Annotated in this window: 18 protein-coding genes; 16 read left to right on the forward strand and 2 right to left on the reverse strand. The window is 36.0% G+C overall.

Annotated elements, in window-relative coordinates:
* The first annotated feature begins 3 nt into the window (after positions 1 to 3).
* Together ACMZ42_RS11565 and ACMZ42_RS11570 are read left to right on the forward strand one after the other, a co-directional pair.
* A complete protein-coding gene (locus tag ACMZ42_RS11565) occupies positions 4 to 945 on the forward strand; it encodes a ring-cleaving dioxygenase (protein ID WP_415731553.1) in 942 nt (313 codons plus the stop codon).
* Between the two features lie 15 nt (positions 946 to 960).
* On the forward strand, positions 961 to 2,016 hold the full coding sequence (locus tag ACMZ42_RS11570; RefSeq protein WP_415731554.1) for an LLM class flavin-dependent oxidoreductase: 1,056 nt from the start codon (positions 961 to 963) through the stop codon (positions 2,014 to 2,016).
* A gap of 230 nt (positions 2,017 to 2,246) precedes the next feature.
* Here ACMZ42_RS11570 and ACMZ42_RS11575 read toward each other — a convergent pair whose 3' ends face one another.
* The gene (locus ACMZ42_RS11575) at positions 2,247 to 3,626 is read right to left on the reverse strand and encodes a sigma-54 interaction domain-containing protein (RefSeq protein WP_415731555.1); all 1,380 of its coding nucleotides are present in this window, start codon (positions 3,624 to 3,626) and stop codon (positions 2,247 to 2,249) included.
* A gap of 182 nt (positions 3,627 to 3,808) precedes the next feature.
* Here ACMZ42_RS11575 and ACMZ42_RS11580 point away from each other — a divergent pair, with 182 nt between their 5' ends.
* The 8 genes from ACMZ42_RS11580 to ACMZ42_RS11615 all read left to right on the forward strand — a co-directional run bounded on the left by ACMZ42_RS11580 (position 3,809) and on the right by ACMZ42_RS11615 (position 12,489).
* A complete protein-coding gene (locus ACMZ42_RS11580; RefSeq protein ID WP_415731556.1) occupies positions 3,809 to 4,582 on the forward strand; it encodes an SDR family NAD(P)-dependent oxidoreductase in 774 nt (257 codons plus the stop codon).
* 24 nt (positions 4,583 to 4,606) lie between these two features.
* Complete coding sequence (gcvPA, locus tag ACMZ42_RS11585) at positions 4,607 to 5,998, forward strand: aminomethyl-transferring glycine dehydrogenase subunit GcvPA (RefSeq protein WP_415731557.1); 1,392 nt, start codon at positions 4,607 to 4,609, stop codon at positions 5,996 to 5,998.
* A 21-nt stretch (positions 5,999 to 6,019) separates the two neighbouring features.
* Positions 6,020 to 7,594: an aminomethyl-transferring glycine dehydrogenase subunit GcvPB gene (gcvPB, locus tag ACMZ42_RS11590; RefSeq protein WP_415731558.1), complete on the forward strand. Its 1,575-nt coding sequence runs from the start codon at positions 6,020 to 6,022 to the stop codon at positions 7,592 to 7,594.
* Between the two features lie 45 nt (positions 7,595 to 7,639).
* A complete protein-coding gene (locus ACMZ42_RS11595) occupies positions 7,640 to 8,392 on the forward strand; it encodes an SDR family NAD(P)-dependent oxidoreductase (protein WP_415731559.1) in 753 nt (250 codons plus the stop codon).
* A gap of 177 nt (positions 8,393 to 8,569) precedes the next feature.
* Positions 8,570 to 9,355, forward strand: a complete 786-nt coding sequence (locus ACMZ42_RS11600) for an ABC transporter substrate-binding protein (RefSeq protein ID WP_415731560.1) — start codon at positions 8,570 to 8,572, stop codon at positions 9,353 to 9,355.
* Positions 9,356 to 9,389: 34 nt separating this feature from the next.
* Positions 9,390 to 10,055 (forward strand): amino acid ABC transporter permease, encoded by a 666-nt coding sequence (locus tag ACMZ42_RS11605; RefSeq protein WP_415731561.1) that lies wholly within the window; start codon positions 9,390 to 9,392, stop codon positions 10,053 to 10,055.
* A 4-nt stretch (positions 10,056 to 10,059) separates the two neighbouring features.
* Positions 10,060 to 10,782 (forward strand): amino acid ABC transporter ATP-binding protein, encoded by a 723-nt coding sequence (locus ACMZ42_RS11610; protein ID WP_415731562.1) that lies wholly within the window; start codon positions 10,060 to 10,062, stop codon positions 10,780 to 10,782.
* A 57-nt stretch (positions 10,783 to 10,839) separates the two neighbouring features.
* The gene (locus ACMZ42_RS11615; RefSeq protein ID WP_415731563.1) at positions 10,840 to 12,489 is read left to right on the forward strand and encodes a M20/M25/M40 family metallo-hydrolase; all 1,650 of its coding nucleotides are present in this window, start codon (positions 10,840 to 10,842) and stop codon (positions 12,487 to 12,489) included.
* A gap of 248 nt (positions 12,490 to 12,737) precedes the next feature.
* Here ACMZ42_RS11615 and ACMZ42_RS11620 read toward each other — a convergent pair whose 3' ends face one another.
* Positions 12,738 to 13,754 carry a DUF2332 domain-containing protein gene (locus tag ACMZ42_RS11620; protein WP_415731564.1) on the reverse strand — a complete coding sequence of 339 codons (1,017 nt, stop codon included), beginning with the start codon at positions 13,752 to 13,754 and terminating at the stop codon, positions 12,738 to 12,740.
* 122 nt (positions 13,755 to 13,876) lie between these two features.
* Here ACMZ42_RS11620 and ACMZ42_RS11625 point away from each other — a divergent pair, with 122 nt between their 5' ends.
* The 6 genes from ACMZ42_RS11625 to ACMZ42_RS11650 all read left to right on the forward strand — a co-directional run bounded on the left by ACMZ42_RS11625 (position 13,877) and on the right by ACMZ42_RS11650 (position 18,620).
* Positions 13,877 to 14,758 carry a LysR family transcriptional regulator gene (locus ACMZ42_RS11625; RefSeq protein ID WP_415731565.1) on the forward strand — a complete coding sequence of 294 codons (882 nt, stop codon included), beginning with the start codon at positions 13,877 to 13,879 and terminating at the stop codon, positions 14,756 to 14,758.
* 139 nt (positions 14,759 to 14,897) lie between these two features.
* On the forward strand, positions 14,898 to 15,185 hold the full coding sequence (locus ACMZ42_RS11630) for a hypothetical protein (protein ID WP_415731566.1): 288 nt from the start codon (positions 14,898 to 14,900) through the stop codon (positions 15,183 to 15,185).
* An 81-nt stretch (positions 15,186 to 15,266) separates the two neighbouring features.
* Complete coding sequence (locus tag ACMZ42_RS11635) at positions 15,267 to 15,941, forward strand: response regulator transcription factor (RefSeq protein WP_415731567.1); 675 nt, start codon at positions 15,267 to 15,269, stop codon at positions 15,939 to 15,941.
* A gap of 82 nt (positions 15,942 to 16,023) precedes the next feature.
* Positions 16,024 to 16,947 (forward strand): ABC transporter ATP-binding protein, encoded by a 924-nt coding sequence (locus ACMZ42_RS11640; protein ID WP_415731568.1) that lies wholly within the window; start codon positions 16,024 to 16,026, stop codon positions 16,945 to 16,947.
* Complete coding sequence (locus ACMZ42_RS11645; protein WP_415731569.1) at positions 16,940 to 17,722, forward strand: ABC transporter permease; 783 nt, start codon at positions 16,940 to 16,942, stop codon at positions 17,720 to 17,722. Before ACMZ42_RS11640 ends, ACMZ42_RS11645 begins: the two co-directional genes overlap by 8 nt.
* Positions 17,723 to 17,735: 13 nt before the next feature.
* Positions 17,736 to 18,620: a sensor histidine kinase gene (locus ACMZ42_RS11650; protein WP_415731570.1), complete on the forward strand. Its 885-nt coding sequence runs from the start codon at positions 17,736 to 17,738 to the stop codon at positions 18,618 to 18,620.
* The last annotated feature ends 715 nt before the right edge of the window (positions 18,621 to 19,335 follow it).

The following is a 19,335-nucleotide window of genomic DNA, read 5'->3' on the forward strand; positions in this document are numbered from 1 at the left end:
TTCATGAACAAATTAAGTGGACATCATCATATATCAATGCTAACAAAAAACGGCAAACGTAATAATGATTTTTACACAAAAATTCTCGGCTTACGTCGTGTAAAGAAATCAGTTAACCAAGATTCGCCTTCCATGTATCACTTATTTTATGGAGACTTAACAGGAGCACCGGGTACAGAATTAACATTTTTTGAAATGCCTGTAGCAGGACGAACAGTTCGCGGAACAAATGCCATTACACGTATTGGACTACTAGTGCCAAACTATGACAGTCTGCAATATTGGAAAAATCGTTTTCAACAGTTAGAGGTTGAACATAGTGAAATAACAACATATGCAGGGAAAGATGCTTTATTTTTTGAGGATCATGAAGGGTTAAGAATGGTGCTTTTAAACAATCATGGTCATGAAACACCAGCTCATTGGCAACCATGGGTCGGCTCTGATATCCCTGCCGAACATCGTATTTTAGGGATGGGGACAGTTGAAATGACAGTTCGTTACTTGCAACGGACAGTTAACGTATTAAAAGAGCTATTTAACTACACAGCTGTTGAAGAAAGTGAAAAAGAAGCAGTATTGCAATCCATTCCCGGTGAAGTACTTGGAGAAATCGTCGTTAAAGAATTAGAAGGGCCAAGTGAGAAACCTGGTCGTGGTAGTATTCATCATCTTGCACTACGTGTCGGAACAGTGGAGGAATTGCAACAGTGGGATATCAAAATTAAAGAGCAAGGCTTTGATAGTACTGGCATTGTGGATCGTTATTATTTCCAAAGTCTTTATTTTAGAGATCGTAATGGAATTTTATTTGAAATGGCAACAGATGGCCCAGGGTTTACAGTTGATTCGGCAGTAGAGGATCTTGGTAAAGAACTTGATCTCCCACCATTTTTAGAAGAAAGACGTGCAGAAATCGAAGCTATTTTAGAGCCACTAGATTAAGGAGAGATTATAATCATGGAAAAATATCGCATTGATCAATCAAAAGGCATTGAATTTGGCTTGTATTCATTAGGGGATCACATTCCAAATCCATTAACTGGTGAACGTATTTCGGCTCAGCAACGAATCCAAGAGTTAATTGAAGCTAGTCAGCTAGCTGAACAAGCAGGTATTGATGTTTTTGCTGTTGGTGAAAGTCATCAATCGTACTTTACTACACAGGCACACACGGTTGTTTTAGGAGCAATCGCACAAGCTACATCAAAAATCAAATTAGCAAGCTCCGCGACGGTACTGAGCGTCTCTGATCCAGTACGGATATACGAAGATTTTGCGACGATTGATTTAATTTCAGATGGACGTGCAGAAATAGTTGCTGGGCGTGGCTCTCGTGTTGGAGCATATCAATTACTAGGCGTTGATTTAAAGGATTACGAAGAAATTTTTGAAGAAAAATTAGAGTTACTGAAAAAAATAAATGACAACGAATTGGTCACTTGGGAAGGGCAATTCCGTGCACCACTTCACAATGCGCAAATTTTGCCACAACCTAAAAATGGGTCGTTGCCAATTTGGCGAGCTGTTGGTGGACCACCCGCTAGTGCTATTAAAGCAGGCTATCTGGGCATTCCGATGATGCTAACGACATTAGGTGGCCCCGCAGCTAACTTTAAGCCATCTGTAGATGCCTACAGAGAAGCAGCAGAGAGAAGTGGCTTTGATCCGAAAGAGTTACCGATTGCTACAACGAGCCTATTCTATGTTGCTGATACGACTCAAGAGGCACTAGAAGGGATGTATCCCCATTTAAATGGTGGATTCCAAGCAATTCGTGGCGCGGGTTATCCAAAGCAACAATTTGAACAAGCACCAGATACAAGAGACGCCTTAATGGTCGGCAGTAAGGAACAAATTATTGAAAAATTACTGTACCAATACGAGCTCTATGGCATGCAGCGATTTATGGCACAAATTGACTTTGGTGGTGTGCCATTCGATAAATTAATGAAAAATATCGAAATTATAGGGAACGATATTCTACCTGTGATTAAAAAATATACCGCGAAATAAAAGCGTGACTATGTAGCAATCCCTAATATATGTATAAATACAAGAGATGTGGATACTGATTTGCTTGGTGTTCGCTGTTTGATTCAGCGCATGATGTCAAATCCGCATCAATTATTGGAACCCCTCACTTACATTTATTGTAGATTAGTAGGTGAGGGGTATTCCTAGTGATTTAATAATACAAAGTACAATACTAGTTTTTTATTGAAGTAACCCAAATTAGGCGACTGTTAAGCGAAGGTTTGAATCTTTCTATACAATGAACGAACACTTATACCTAAATCATCTGCTACTTTTTGCTTGCCAGCACGATCAGAGCCATATTCATTTAACTTTTGAAGGATCAGTTCCTTCTCTGCTTGTTTCAGTGAATTAGCAGGATTTTGTTGAGGCTTATGTTGAGTGCTTTCTAAAATATAAGGTGGCAAGCTAGCAATTGAAAGCTCCATCGAGTTCTCCATAATCATGCTGTATTCAATAACATTTTCTAACTCTCTTATATTCCCGGGCCAATGATAACTTTGAAGCAGTTCAAAGTAGGTAGGGCTATAACTTCGAATAAATTTACCAGTACGATTTTGAAGCTTGGCCATTAAAGTGTTCACTAAATCGTGCAAATCTTCTTTTCGGTTCCTTAATGGAGGTAGGGAAAGAGGAATAACATTTAAACGATAATATAAATCCGCACGAAATTCCCCCTTTTTCACTAATTCCTCTAATGGACGATTGGTAGCTGCGATTATTCTAATATTTACTTTTTTTAAGTTTGTACTACCGACTCGTCTTATAATGCCATCTTGCAATGTCATTAATAGTTTAGCTTGGAGATGAATAGGCAACTCGGTAATTTCATCTAAAAACAATGTCCCTTTATCGGCTAATTCGAAATAACCTAGTTTCCCTTTTTTACGTGCACCAGTAAATGACCCTTCTTCATAGCCAAATAATTCACTTTCAAACAATGACTCTGGAATACTCGCACAGTTAATTTCAATAAATTCTCCTTTTTGCACCAAACTATGCTCGTGAATGTATTTTGCCAATAGACTTTTGCCTGTTCCTGTTTCTCCAGTTATGAAAATTGACGAAGCACTATTTCTAATATTTTTTAATGTCGTGTGAATGTGAGAGAAATTATCTCCAAGTATATAAGAGATAGCTTTAAGCGTGCGTTTTTTTAGTGGTTGATAATGCCCAAAGCTTTTTTGTAAATCAATCAGTATATCTCCTAATTTAGTTAACCAGTATTGATAGGTACTTTGTTGACTAAGTAATTGTGTTTCCCCATCAGACGTAAAACTTACAAAATTAAGATAACCGTAGTGATTTTCATCTTGAATAAGATTTTTTAATATTTCAACTTTCGAAGGACAGTTATTTTGAAAATGGCAACCTTTACACATACTCATATGTCCAGGCTTTTTAACATCAATAAATGAGTCAGCTTTATATTTTTGAAAGTATGGAAGGTGTACCTTTATGCCTTTTTTTTCTTTATAAGCAGTTGTAGCTACGAGAAGTTCTCCTTCTGAACTAAAAAAAGCAATGTCAATCATTAATAATTGAGAAAAAGTTTCAATTATTTTTGAAATAGTGTTATAGAATGTCAAAAATAATCCCCCCTATACGTATTAAAAAACATTTTAAGTCTGAATATTCAAAAATGTCAATGTTTTGACGAGGATGACAATTGTTGGACCTATAAATATAAAGGAAGCCTAGAAATAGCTGAAGAAAGAATTTGGCATGGTTTTTGCTTATATAGTTAGTAACAAACAGAAAGGGGAATGGCATGATTAATCACTATTTTAATTTACATGACAAGGTTGCAGTTATAACAGGGGGAGCATCTGGAATAGGCTTGGCATCAGCAAAACGCTTAGCTGAAGTCGGAGCGAAGGTAGTGTTACTAGATATTGATGAAGAAAAAGGGAATGTTGCTGCATCCAAATTGCAAATGGAAGGATATCAAGCTTGGTTTGTTAAATGTGATGTAACAAATGCAAGAGATTGCGAGACGGTAGCAAATTATATCAAAGAGCAATTTCAAAATGTGGATGTGTTATTTAACAATGCAGGCATCATTCGGCGTAAAACGGTTGTGGAATTAACTGAAAGTGAATGGGATGCAGTTATAAATGTGTCATTGAAAGGCGCTTTTTTACTATCTAAATATGTGATTCCGCTGATGAGTGAAAGTGGTGGCAGTATTATCAATACTGGCTCAGGTTGGGGACTAAAAGGTGGAGAAAAGGCTGCCTCCTACTGTGCAGCAAAAGCTGGAGTAGTGAATTTAACGAAGGCAATGGCTATTGATCATGGACATCAAAATATTCGTGTGAATTGCATATGCCCAGGCGACACCGATACACCTCTTTTAAGAGGCGAAGCAGAGCAATTAAATCTAGAAGAACGTGCATTTTTGAAGGATTCAGCCATTAATCGTCCCCTCGCGCGACTTGGTACACCAACTGATATTGCCAATGGTGTATTATTCCTTGCGAGTGAATTGTCTAGTTGGGTAACAGGAACAACGTTGACCGTAGATGGCGGAGGATTAGCATAAATAAAAATTTTAGGAGGTTATTGAATGACTAAAAAAGTCCATCCATATATCCCAAATATGGTATCAGAAGTAAAACAAAAAATGTTAGAAGAAATCGGTGTAAATTCGATAGAAAATCTATTTGAATGTATTCCTAAAGAACTTCGGTATCAAGATGATTTGAATATTCCAAAGGCATTAACAGAATACGAGTTACGACGTCATATTGAAGGTTTATTAAATAAGAATATAAGTTCAACTGAATACTTAAATTTCTTGGGAGCTGGATGTTCGCAACATTTTGTACCTGCAGTGTGTGATGAAGTAAATCAACGGTCTGAGTTTTTGACAGCATATGCAGGCGAGCCCTATGAAGATCATGGTCGCTTTCAAGCTCTTTTTGAATATCAAAGTTTGATGGCTGAGTTAGTAGATATGGATGTTGTAAGTGTGCCAACATTTGATTGGGGCCAAGCTGCTTCGACGGCTATTCGAATGGCAAGCCGTATTACCAAAAGAAATAAAGTATTACTTTCGAATACTGTATCACCAGAAAGAAGGAAAATTATAACAAATTATGGTACTCCTCAATTGTCGTTTAGTGGGGTGGCGTTTGATATTAATACGGGGTTATTAGATTTGGAAGATTTAAAAAGTAAATTATCCGATGAAGTGGCTGCCATTTATTTCGAAAATCCATCTTATTTAGGATTTATAGAAACACAAGGACAAGAAATTTTTAAATTGGCTAAAGAACTCGGTGTATTAATTGTCGTTGGGGTAGATCCCATTTCGTTAGGTGTTTTAGCACCGCCAAGTCACTATGGTGCTGATATTGTATGTGGGGATTTACAGCCCCTAGGCATGCATATGAATTATAGTGGCGGTCAAGCAGGGTTCATTGCTACACAAGATAAGGAAATTTTTATTAATGAATATCCTTCAAGATTATTTGGGATTGTCCCTACAAAAAAAGAAGGAGAGTATGGATTTGGTGATGTAGCGTATGAACGGACATCCTTTGCTTTACGAGAAAAAGGAAAAGAATCAGTCGGTACACAGACGGCATTATGGGGCATTACTGCTGGTGTATATCTTTCTTTGTTAGGACCTGAAGGGATGTATGAAGTAGGACAAACAATTATGCAAAATAGTCAATATGCAGTGAAACAGTTAAATCAGATTGAGGGAGTAAATGGATCGCGTATTGTTTCTCCATTCTTTAAAGAATTTATTGTTGATTTTAATGATACAGGCTTAACAGTAGCACAAATTAATAAAGAATTATTAACAAGAAACATCTTCGGTGGGAAGGATTTATCAGAGGAATTCCCAGAGTACGGACAAAGTGCATTATATTGCGTAACTGAAATTCATACAAAAGAAGATTTAGATTATTTAGTAGCCACAATTAAGGAAATTGTAGAGCAACAATAAGTGAGAGGAGAGAAGATAACTGTGAAAAAAATAAAAAGATTAGAGTCGAAAGTAGATTTTCATCAAGCGAAATGGAATGAACCCATTATATTTGAATTACATCAAGCTGGTGAAAGAGGGGTAGAGATTCCTTTAGCTTCCGAAGAGGTTGTAAAGGCAGTTGGTAATGGCCTTTCTACTCTTCCTCACAACATGTTGCGTGTTGATAAGGTGAATCTTCCCGAAATAGCGCAAGTTCGTGTGTTACGCCATTATGTTAGATTATCACAGGAAACACTAGGCTCAGATTTCAATGTAGAAATTGGCCAAGGCACATGTACGATGAAATACATTCCTAAAATAAATGAGCTATTAATTCGAAATCATAAAATAATGGGGTTACATCCATTACAGGATATCAGTACCGTGCAAGGAATGCTTGAAATTATTCATAATTTAGATTTAGCTATGCGAGAAATATCAGGGTTAGACTTTTTTTCATTTCAGCCAAGTGGAGGAACGCAAGCCTTATTTGCGATGGCATCTATCGTACAGAAATATCATGAAGCACGAGGAGAAGGGGATCAACGTGATGAAATTATTACAACGATTTTTTCACATCCATCGCAAGCTGCTACAGCTGCAGTAAAAGGATATAAAATCATTACCTTGTATCCTGACAAAGATGGCTTCCCGGATATTGATAAATTAAAGGAAGTACTTTCTGAACGGACTGCAGGTTTTGTTGTAGCTAATCCAGAAGATACAGGGATTTATAATCCTAAGATTAAAGAATTTACAAAACTTGTCCATGAAGCAGGAGGTATTTGTTATTACGATCAGGCCAATGCAAATGGCTTATTAGGCATAACAAGGGCGAAAGAAGCTGGATTTGATATGTGCTTTTTCAATTTGCATAAAACATTTGCAGCACCACATATGTGTGGTGGACCAGCGACAGGAGCATTAGGTGTTACGAGAGAGTTAAAAGAATACTTACCTGGTCCAATCGTTGAGAAAAATAAAGAGGGTTATTATTTAAATGATACTTTGACACATTCTATTGGCAAGGTAAGGGCATTTCATGGCGTAGCACAAACTATTCTGCGATCGTATGCTTGGATTAGGTCCTTAGGGCCGTCTGGTTTAAAAGCTGTGGCACAGACTGCTGTGTTAAATAGTAACTATCTATATAGCCGTGTTCAGAAAATTCGTGGAGCAAGTGCGCCTTATGTAAAAGGGCAACGTTTAGAGCAAGTACGGTATAGTTGGGAGCAGTTGACACAAGAGACAGGTATAACGACAGAAGACGTCCAACGAAGAATGACCGATTTTGGCTTACATTATTGGACAAGCCATCATCCTTATATCATCCCGCAGCCATTCACACTGGAGCCGACAGAGTCTTACTCCAAGACAGATTTGGATGAATATATTGCGGCTCTTGAGCAAATATCCAGAGAAGCATATGAATCACCGGAAATTGTTAAGAATGCCCCATATAATAGCACCATCCATCAGCTAGATGAACAAGATTACTTGGATAACCCAGATAAATGGTGTCTTTCGTGGCGTGTTTATCAAAAAAAGACGCAAGATGTCAATGCCCTTCAATAAATTATCTTTTTAGTTATAAAACTAAAGCTATATAGGAGGCAGTTGATGAATAAAGATGCATTTTTCGATAGTTTAGCAAGTAAAAGAGTAGTAATCACTGGAGCAGCAAGTGGTATTGGGTTAGCTACAGCAAAACGGTTTGTTGCTGAAGGAGCGAAGGTAATAATTCTAGATATAAATAAGGAAGCCATTCAAACTACGCTATCAGAAAACCCAGGTATTTTCGCAGGTTTTTCTGTAGATGTTAGCAATGCTGAACAAGTGAATGAGATATTTAATAAAATCGTAGAAAAGATGGAGGGAGTAGATATATTTATTGCGAATGCTGGCATTAGCGTTCGTGCGAATTTTCTAGATATTTCACCAGAGCAGTGGAACAAAGTGATAGATATTAATCTTACTGGCGTGTTCTATACAAGTCAAGCAGCTGCTAAATTAATGATACAACAAAAAGCTGGTGTCATCTTGATGACAGCTTCAACTAATGGGATAACAGGTCACCCCTATTATGCTGATTACAACGCTTCAAAAGCGGGAGTCAATCTATTGGCTAAGACAATGGCACTAGAGTTGGCTCCGACGATTCGTGTCAACACAATTTGCCCAGGATATGTCTTAACGCCAATGCAAAAGGCTGAGTATACTCCAGAAATGTTAGAGCAAGTAAATGCCGGTATTCCGTTAAAGCGACATGCATTGCCAGAAGAAATTGCAGCTCTATATGCATTCTTAGCTTCAGATCAAGCAGCTTATATTACCGGTCAAAATATTTCGATAGATGGTGGAGAATTGGCATAAGTATGGTAATACAAAGCCGACAAATGTTTTTTGTTCAGGGGAGCTCGGTTTTTGTTTTTTTCGAAACAAAGATGATCCTGATGAAAACGCTTTACTACATGATTTTCCGTTTCACCGAACAGCATGATAAGTAGGTTATGTGAAAAGAAAAACTATAAGTTAGATGGAGGCGTAAGGATGAAAATTAACTTATTGAAATCTGAATATGCAGTAGCCATTTTTATTATAGTGTTAACACTTCTAGGATGCGGACAAAAATCGGACAATGAAGAGATGCAATTGGTGAACGACGGAAAATTAACATTTGCCATGAGTGGATTGTTAAAACCATTAAATTATAAAGAGAATAATAAATTAGTTGGTTTTGATGTTGAAATAGGTGAAGAAATTGCTAAGCGTATAGGTCTTGAAGCCAATCCTGTAACCAACCCATGGGAAACGATTATTCAAGGATTAAAGGGCAAAAAGTACGATGCCATTATCGGGAGTATGACAGCAACAGAGGAGCGTGCGAAACAAGTAGATTTTTCGAATCCATATTATATTTCAGGTGCCCAAATTTTTGTGGGGGAAGATAACACTACTATTCAAGTAAAAGATGAATTAAAAGATAAAACAATTGGTGTAATGCAAGCGAGCACTTATGAAGAGAATGCAAAACAATATACATCATCCATTAAACTTTTTTCTAGTGATATTTATGCATTACAGGATATCCCAACTGGTCGTCTAGATGCAGTGATAACAGATCGTCTTGTTGGTTTGTCCATTATGAATGAGACAGGATTAAAGATAAAAGCTGTAGATGATGTAATCAAACGAGAAGAAATCGCAATTGCGGTGAATAAAGGAAATGAAAAACTCCTAGAAGCGATTAATCAAGCTATTGCTGATATGGTTGAAGATGGAACTTACGAAAAAATTAGTATGAAATGGTTTAATGCTAATTTACTAGAAAAATGACTTTCACTATATTTTAACGTGTTGGAGTGATGTTATGGAATTTCTAGAGAAAATACTCTATATATTTGAAAAGCATGGGATTGAATTTTTAAAAGCTGCGTGGATTACGATTGAATTAACATGTGTGTCCTTAATTATTGCGACAATAATTGGTTTATTATTTGCTTTCTTTAAAGTCTCAAATCTGAAGATTCTCGAAAAAATCGCAGATGTTTATATTTTTATTATTCGTGGAATGCCTTTAATTGTTCAATTAATGTTCTTATATTATGGGATATCCAGTATATTTGTCCTTTCAGATTTTACAGCTGGTGCATTGGCGTTAGGAATTCATTCTGGCGCATATATCGCAGAAATCTTTAGAGGTGCCATTCAATCCATTGATCGAGGACAAGTGGAAGCTTCTCGCTCGTTAGGAATGCCATATATGTTACTTATGAGGAGAATTATTTTACCGCAGGCATTTAAGCGTTCTATACCCTCTTTATGTAACCAATTTATCATAGGTTTGAAGGACTCTTCTTTAGTCGCCTATATAGCTGTTTCAGAATTGTATAATCATGCATTATCGGCTCAAGCCGCCAACTATATGCCACTTGAAACATATTTCGTAGTGGGCATCTATTATCTGATTCTTGTTTTGATATTTACTCTTATTTTCAAAAGGGTAGAAAGAAAATTAGATGTAGGAAAGAGATGATAAGATGATTAAAATAAAGAATTTACAAAAGTCATTTGGTGATTTACAAGTCTTAAAGAATATTACGTTGGACATTCAATCATCACAAGTTGTTGTATTAATTGGTGCCAGTGGATCGGGAAAAAGTACATTGCTTAGATGTATGAACTTTTTGGAGGTGAAAGATGCTGGTACAATTGCCATTGATGGAAAGTTGATTGATGCGGAAAAGGATAACTTGAATTTGATAAGGCGAGATATGGGGATGGTTTTTCAACACTTTAATCTATTTCCTCATCTATCGGTTATTCAAAATATTATTGAGGCTCCTATACAAGTGAAGAAAATCAAAAAAGAAGTGGCGATTGAGCGAGGACTAGCATTACTTCAAATGGTAGGGTTAGCGGATAAAGTGGATTATTATCCAGATCAATTATCAGGAGGTCAAAAACAAAGGGTAGCAATTGCTCGTGCTTTAGCTATGGAGCCCAAAATCATGCTTTTTGATGAGCCAACTTCAGCACTCGATCCTGAACTCGTAGGAGAAGTTTTAGAAACGATGAAAAAATTAGCGAAAGAAGGGATGACTATGGTTGTTGTCACTCATGAGATGAATTTTGCTAAAGAGGTTGCTGATCGTGTAATCATGTTATCTGAAGGTGAAATTATTGAAGATGGTTTGCCGGCGGAAATTTTTACTAATCCTAAAAACGAAAGAACAGCTAAGTTTTTACAACAAGTTTTATGATGGGTTGATAGAGATGTATGTATAAATTACTGATAATTCAGAAAGAAGGTTGCGGATGTGTTAAAAAGCTATGAGACAGTCTTAGAGGTAACAAATAACTTAGTGCAGGTGGAGAGTGTAGTAAACACTCGGGGTGAAATTGAAATTGCCAATAAATTGTACAACGAGATTCGAAACATAGCATACTTCAAAAATAATCCTAGTCAAACTTTCATCTCACAAACACGAAATGATGAGATTGAACGATACAATGTCTTTGCTTTTGTTAAAGGGACCAAAGATAAATCCAATAAAACCGTTATATTAATGGGGCATATTGATACAGTGGATATTGAAGATTATCATCATTTAAAAAGTAAAGCCTGCTCACCCAATGCATTAAAAGAGGCATTGAAATGTGAACAGTTACCTGATTTAGTGATGGAACATGTACATTCTGATAACTGGCATTTTGGTCGAGGTGTACTAGACATGAAGAGTGGTGTTGCTAGTCATTTTTATCTGTTGAAGTATTATGCTGAACACCCTGAAGAGCTCAATGGTAACCTTGTGTTTTTCGCAGAATGTGATGAGGAAGATGGTTCGAAGGGTGTCTTATCAGGTTTACATGACTTAAAGAGATTAAAACATGAACAGGGCTTTGACTATGTTGCTCTTATCAATTCAGATTTTGTAGCGCCACGTTATGTAGGAGATCCCAATCGCTATATTTATAAGGGTTCTGTCGGAAAATTGCTACCTTCTTTTTTAATTATAGGTGCAGAGACACATGCGGGGTCAAGCTTTGAAGGGTTAGACCCGAATTATTTGGCTGCTGAATTAACTTCCCATATAAGTTATAATCCTATTTTTTGCGATCTATCAAAAGGTGAAGCACCGATGCCACCCGTGTCATTAAAACAAACGGATTTTAAACCAACTTATACCATTCAGACAGCATTATCTACTTATGTGTATTACAACTTCTTCATACAATCGTGGACTCCAAGGCAAGTATTATCCTTGCTAAAAGAACAAGCGAGGATTGCATTTGATCAAGCAATATTAAAATTGAAACAACGACATAAAATCTACTGTGAGCTAAGTAACAGTCCGTATGTTGAATTGCCTTGGAAAGCGAGAGTCATTTTGTATGAAGAGATGCAACAGCAATTAGTCGCTGAGTACGGTTCAGAATTTTCGGAATATATGCAGAAATTTAAAGAAAATTTATTATTAGATGAGTCATTAGATGTACGGATGTTTTCAGCTAAAGTAGTAGAAGAGGAATGGAAATGGATGAAAGACAAGAGCCCTGCTATGATTCTTTTCTATTCCTCAATGTATTCGCCTCGAATAGATTTAAATGATTCAAACGACAAAGAGGCAAATTTAATTCATGCATTAGATCAGGCAATTAAAAACGTACAACCATTTTATCAATATCCGATAACAGCCAAAAATTATTTTCCTTATGTATGTGATATGAGTTGTGTGTCTATTAATGATGATGAAAAAGGGATTGAGACCGTTATGGACAATAATCCAAGTTGGGGTTCGAAACATTTCGTAGATTACGATGCGATAAGAGAGCTAAATATTCCTACTATTAATATAGGGCCATACGGTTATGATGCTCATAACCGTTACGAACGTGTTGAACTCGATTATTCGATGAAAATAGTACCCAATATTACAAATGAGGTTATAAAAAATCTAATAAATTAAATGGAGCAGATTGTTTCGCAGTGAAATGAGATGGTTGAATTAATATAAAAGCTGATTTCCACAATGTATAGGGAAATTCAGCTTTTATTTTTTAGAAGTATAGTAAAGTCATCGATAAAATATATTGGAGTTTTTGGGGAAAATAATCCTTAATGGTGCTTATTTTACTGTAATGCAATTGAAATAAGTATCTACCGATGCAAGTTCTCGTCAGGTTATTGCGTGACATTTAAATAAATTTTTGATTGCTAGGCCCACTTAAACCACCGAGCATGACCATCAGGGCGTTCCAGTATGCGTATAGATTCTATTTCTCCTTGATCAATAAAATCTTGATGCAGTTGCATATCAAATAAATTGTTATAACAATGGTAGAGAGGTCGCTCCATGCTGATCTCTTTTAATTGTTCAATTAGTTCAAGGCGTAATTCCATTGGGATTTGATTGGCCACATGCGTATGATAAACAACTAATAGCGCATCTTGATTTATATCTCTACTAATCTCTTTTATAAGTTTAATAGCATCTCCTTTTATCAGCTCTAAATCGAGTTCTTTTAAAATAGAAAGTGCTTGATTTAATAAAAGTCTACGTTCTTGATGCTCTGGCCAAATTAATGCCTGTAACCAACGAAGCTCTTCCTCGTTATGAATATCAATAGGATTTAAATCAATACCAACTCGCTTACAAACAACTGGCGCATTTGAAATGGAAGCTGGAAGCGGTTCTCCCCGATTTTCTGAGGACAAGACGAAAGCACTATTTGAATTGTTTATATGAAGCTGTTGATTATAGCAGTAATTGTATTGATCCATTCCAAGTTGAAGTCCTGCACTTGCCCCGATTTCTATGAAGGCTAGTGGTTTTTGATGGCATTCATAAATTTCTGTTATCATTGGGTAAAGGTAAGAACAACGGCGAATTTCATTAGTCTGAACAAGTTTTTCTTGAAATAAAGTCTTCAATTCTTCTGAATGGGACAAGACGAATGCTTTAAAAACAGGGTACACTTTATTTATTGCTTTGGGTGTTGTCGTTAAGGAAGGATAAAAATTAACTAATTCATCATTTGATGATGGCAGCAAATATTGAACGCCAGCTAATAATAAATTTGGTACAGGTTGTCCTTGGGGTATAAATGCAGCAACTTTTAAGAGTTCGTCATCATCGGCAATTTTATTCGCTAAATATTCATACAGTGGACTTGAATTTTCACATTCATTTTTTGCAAAAGTACGAAATTGCTTACTTAATTTAGCTAACATACGATTCTCCCCTTTGTGTAAAAGTAATCGATTCTATTTTTAGTTTATTATTGTTGGATAATTTAGTAAATTAAATATAGTTAATGAAGTTGATTAACAACATTAATGAAAGAGGTGAGAATTTGGATTATAAATGGATACAGTCGTTTGTAGTAGCCGCTAAATCTTGTAATTTTCGAGTAGCCGCAGAAGAACTTCATTTATCGCAGCCAAGTATTACAGTTCATATTCATCAGCTAGAACATTTTTTGAATGTTAAATTATTTAAACGTGAAAAAAATCGTGTGCAATTGACGGAGGCAGGACAGCTTTTTCTAATAGAAGCTCAGCAAATCATTCATCAATGGGAAAAAAGTATTGAACGTTTTCAGTTAGCAACAAAGGGTATTGAAGAAAAACTAGTGATTGCAATGACCCCTTTAATGGTGGAAACGATATTGCCTCATGTTATCTATCAGTTTATCAATGAAAATCCTGCCATTGAAATATCGATTCTAGTAGAGGATTCAGCAAAAATTGAGGATTTAATAAATAGTGATAAGGCGCATATTGGTATTTCCTTATTGCCAACACGTTACCGCCATTGGCACCAAGAGCTTCTTGTAGAGAGTCCCTTAGAATTGGTTATTCCCCTGGATGCTTTCGATGATGAGACAGGAGCTTATATTGATTATGAGGAATTATTTCAAACCTACACTTTATTTACACACCATCATCCAACTATTTGGGAGGATTTATTACATAAACTACAGGAAAAATATGTAGTGACCAAGCAAGTGTCCATATCCCAATCCTATGTGGTAAAACGCTTAATAAAAGATGGACTAGGCATGTCATTTTTGCCACGGATGATTGTGAGAAGAGAGCGGATGGAAGGTCGGTTCAATATCGTTCCCTTCGATGAATTAGCTTTGCCAAGTGTTCCTGTATATCTTTTTTATAAGGATTCAGTAAAAATTCCAGAAGAGCTATTATGTTTATTTCAGACGAGGGATTATTTATAAAATTATAGTCAACTATTTCAACAATTTCTTAGCGATCTTATAACTTTATTAATGGTTCATATCAAAAGTAGAGAAGTCGTTAGTAAAACCTATGCCATGTAAGTTGATTGGAGTGGAGACTGGGCGCCCCCAGGAAGCTTTGCTCTGTAGCGAAAGCGAAGCGGCAGCAACAAATGTTTTCTGTAGCGAAAGCAAGCGGCAGCAACAAATGTTTTCTGTAGCGAAAGCGAAGCGGCAGCAACAAATGTTTTCTGTAGCGAAAGCGAAGCGGCAGCAACAAATGTTTTCTGTAGCGAAAGCAAAGCGGCAGCAACAAATGTTTTCTGTAGCGAAAGCGAAGCGTCAGCAACAAATGTTTTCTGTAGCGAAAGCAAAGCGGCAGCTACAAAGCACCCAGTCGAACGGAAATCAACCCACGTTATGGTGATAGCTATTAAAAATTTAATGTTGAACGATATAAAGTTTTATATAATATCAATAGGAATATTTTAACAAAGGTGTGATTGTATTGAGAATTTTAATGGTTGAGGATCATGAAGATGTAAATGCGATGTTAACCGAATTGTTTGAGCAAGCAGATTATCAGGTAACAAGTGTGATGGATGGCATAGAAGGTCACCGAGCATTTCTGCAAAATGAGTTTGATATTGTGCTTCTCGATATTATGCTTCCCTATAAAAGTGGTGATGAATTATTAAAAGAAATTCGCGCTATTTCGGATGTACCTGTTGTTATGATTTCAGCGAAAGATTTAGTGTCTACAAAAATTGATTTGCTTCGTTTAGGAGCGGACGATTATATTACGAAACCTTTTGACCTTGGTGAGGTTCTTGCCCGTATTGAATCGATATTACGTCGTGTTAAAAAACAAGCTACACCAATGAAGCAGCTGCAATACAAGGATATAGTGCTGGATGATGTCGCTAAGCGAGTTACAGTGAGTGGTGAAGAGGTCTTGCTAACTGCAAAGGAATATTTATTGCTCGAATTATTTATGACAAACCAAGAGAAAGTATTCACGAAAGCAAATTTATATGAATCCATTTGGCAGGAAGAATATTTAGGGGATGAACATATTATTAAAATCCATATTAGTAATCTTCGACATAAATTAAAGACAAAAAATCCACAAGCGGATTATATCGAGACGCTTCGAGGGCTTGGTTATCGCTTACGTCCATAAATTATCCGTAATCTATACGCCATCTTTACTTTATCTATACCTTTCATGAGTAATCTATGAATATGAAAGGGAGGTGCTTAATATGGGAGAAACCATATTAAAAACGAATCAATTAACGAAAACATATAAAAAGCATTCAGTACTTCACGACGTATCGATCGAATTAAAAGAAGGGCGTATATATGGGCTTATTGGTGAAAATGGTGCGGGTAAATCAACCTTAATGAAGATTATTTCAGGAATTAGTTTTCAAACAGAAGGTTCATTTGAGTTATTTGGAAAATCATCTGACAAAGAAATACAGCAGCAACGAAAACGTATTGCCAGCATGATTGAACAACCAGCGATTAGCCCTGATATGACTGCAAAAGGTAACCTTAAATATCATCGTTTAATGCGCGGGATTCCGAATGAGGAGCTAGAGGATGAAATACTGCAATTGGTTGGATTGACGAGCACAAACAATAAGAAAGCTAAGCATTTTTCACTAGGCATGAAACAACGTTTGGGCATTGCTATTGCGTTATTAACTAACCCAGAGCTATTGATTTTAGATGAGCCAGTGAATGGGTTAGATCCTATAGGTGTTGTTGAAATTCGTCAGCTTTTAACACGTCTTTGCGAAGAGCGACAGATGACGATTTTAATTTCGAGTCATAATTTACCAGAACTTTATCAAACAACAACTGATTACATCATTATTCATAAAGGGAAAATTATGAAACAAATGACGCAACAACAGCTCGACGAAGAATGTAGACATTATATTCGCATTGGTTGTACAGCTCCCGAACAATGTGCACATGTATTAGAAACAATTCTTAAAACACAAAATTTCCAAGTTATGCCAAATAAAACGATTAAACTGTATGATTTCTTAGAAGATCTTGGGGACGTATCAACCGCCTTATTTGAAAATGGGGTAACACTTACGGAATTTAGTCTACAAGGAGATACATTAGAGAACTACTTCCTTTCGTTAATTGGAGGTGAGCACCATGTTTAATTTAGTACGTGCTTACCTCTATAAAACAACTAAATCCAAAATATTTTGGGTCTTACTGGCTCTTACAACATGTTCTGCAATCGCAATGTGTAGTATTGCTTATGGTATTGGCAATAACTCAATAAATGAAAGTATCAGTAACGTTGGTTTTTTATTATCTGATATGAATACGATGTCAATAGTAGGCGCAGTACTTGCCACTATACTTATTTGTTCAGATTTTGATACAAAAAATATCCATCATCCAATTATAAGCGGCTTTGCAAGAATCCAAATTGTCATAAGTAAGGCGATAGTTTTCTGGATATTACTTATTGTTCTTGTAAGCCCGTATATCATCGTGACAATAATTGGTTTATCAATGGACAGCACGTTTAGTATGGGCGGGAAAGCGGCCGGTTTTTTAAGCATTCTAACTTTGACTACTAGTGGTAGCTTTGGCGAATACGTTACAATAATGATCACCATGACAATGGTTTATCTTGCACAGTTAACGACTTGTATTTTACTGGCGTTTGCCTTAAGAAAATCGGTGCTTGTAGTAGCTGCCTATTACATGATGTCCATGTTTTTTGGGCAGGTCGCTAGTTTTCAGGATTCATTTGTGATTATAGATAAAGTATTATCCTTCACACCATATTCAGCGGAGTATCTTACGATTAATTTAAGCATGAGTAAAGGTGATATATTTTCGGCCGTTTCCATTTGTGTCATCTTTATAGTAGTAATTATATATTTAACATTCATGACATTTAGAAAAGCAGAAATCAGGTAAGGGGATGTAGGGAATGTGGATAGTGGCAATTGTAGTCATTGTAGGATTACTGTTTTATATTTTTTATATTCAAAGGCAACTACGATTGATGAACATACAATTGTCACAACGTCTACATGAGCAATATACACAGCCAATTACCGTAGAGCTCCTAAATAAAGAAATAAACCAACTAGTGGCAAATATTAATCGCATATTAATAGAATCGCAGAAATCAAGGTCGTATATTAAGCGGGAAGAAAAATACTACAAGGAAATGATTTCAAACATTTCTCATGATTTTCGTACGCCGCTAACTGCGATAAAGGGCTATCAACAAATGCTTTTAAAAGAACCTTTAACAGAAAAGCAACTTGCAAAGCTTGAAGTCGCACAAAAACATGTTGGAAGACTAGAACAATTATTAGCAACATTTTTTGAATATTCCTATTTGCATAGTAATGAAGATCAACCCAAAAAGGAACGTATTAATATATCAAATATCGTATTTGAAGAGATTGCTGGTGCCTTTGCACAATTTGAACAACAAGGAATAGCCGTCAACTTACCTAATTTTGAGCCGCTTATTATTAACTCTGATGAAGAAATGCTGTTACGCATTGTGCAAAACTTAGTACGAAATAGCATCATGCATGCGCAAGGGGATGTAACGATTAAGATATGGTTAGAAGAAGAACATGCATATATCTGTTTTCAAAATCCGATTGACGAAAATATTCAACTAAATCCTAACCAGCTCTTTGATCGATTTTATACAACAGACAATTCCAGACGTAAAAATACGGGTCTAGGGCTATCTATTGTCAAGCTGCTAGCAGAAAAATTAGGTGGAAATGCAACGGCCAAAATAGAAAATGGCATGATTGAGTTTTTAGTGTGTTTAAAAAAGAATTTGTAATAGTAGTAGCCAAGACGCTTAGTGCATCTTGGCTACTACTATTACATAAAACGTTTACAACTATGTTATAATCACCGTGGAAATATAAAACTATTTATGGTAATTATAGTATATGTGGTGATGGTTATGTTGGAAAAACTACTGGAGTCGAACTTACACATTGGTTTAATGGAGACGGTAATATATTTATTTTTTGGCACGATTCTTGGGAAGTGGAATTACTACATAACTCTCTGCAGGAAATGTTAATGAAATATTTCCCACCATCAGGAGGTTATTATGTATAAATTTACTGGTATGACAGATACATGTTAAAAGTTATTATCCATTGTAGATAGGAGAATAGGAGATCTTAATAGATGGATTAAATCAACATAAATACTAGTTAAAAGAATAGTTTGTCTTACAAAAAATAAGAATAGGTGTAGTTATGTTAAAAAGGTTTAGCTGGAAGAAAAACGATATACATTCAATTCAATTAAAAGATAGTTTATATATCGTTGCTCAATTATTAGAAAGTCCATATGTTGCATTTTTTAATATTACGAGTGAAAGTAATAATTTTTATGAGAAGCCACTTGACTTAAATGATTTAAAACCTTTTGGGGTATGTATGGTTTTAAAAGATTTTTTTAAAAAGTGTTCTGTCGGAAAGGTGAAAGATGTAAAACCTAACTTGAATATCCCTATACCTGAGATCTTTATTAGTAGTGAC

The sequence above is a fragment of the Lysinibacillus sp. NPDC056185 genome (assembly GCF_047737915.1).
In the GTDB taxonomy this organism is placed as follows: domain Bacteria; phylum Bacillota; class Bacilli; order Bacillales_A; family Planococcaceae; genus Lysinibacillus.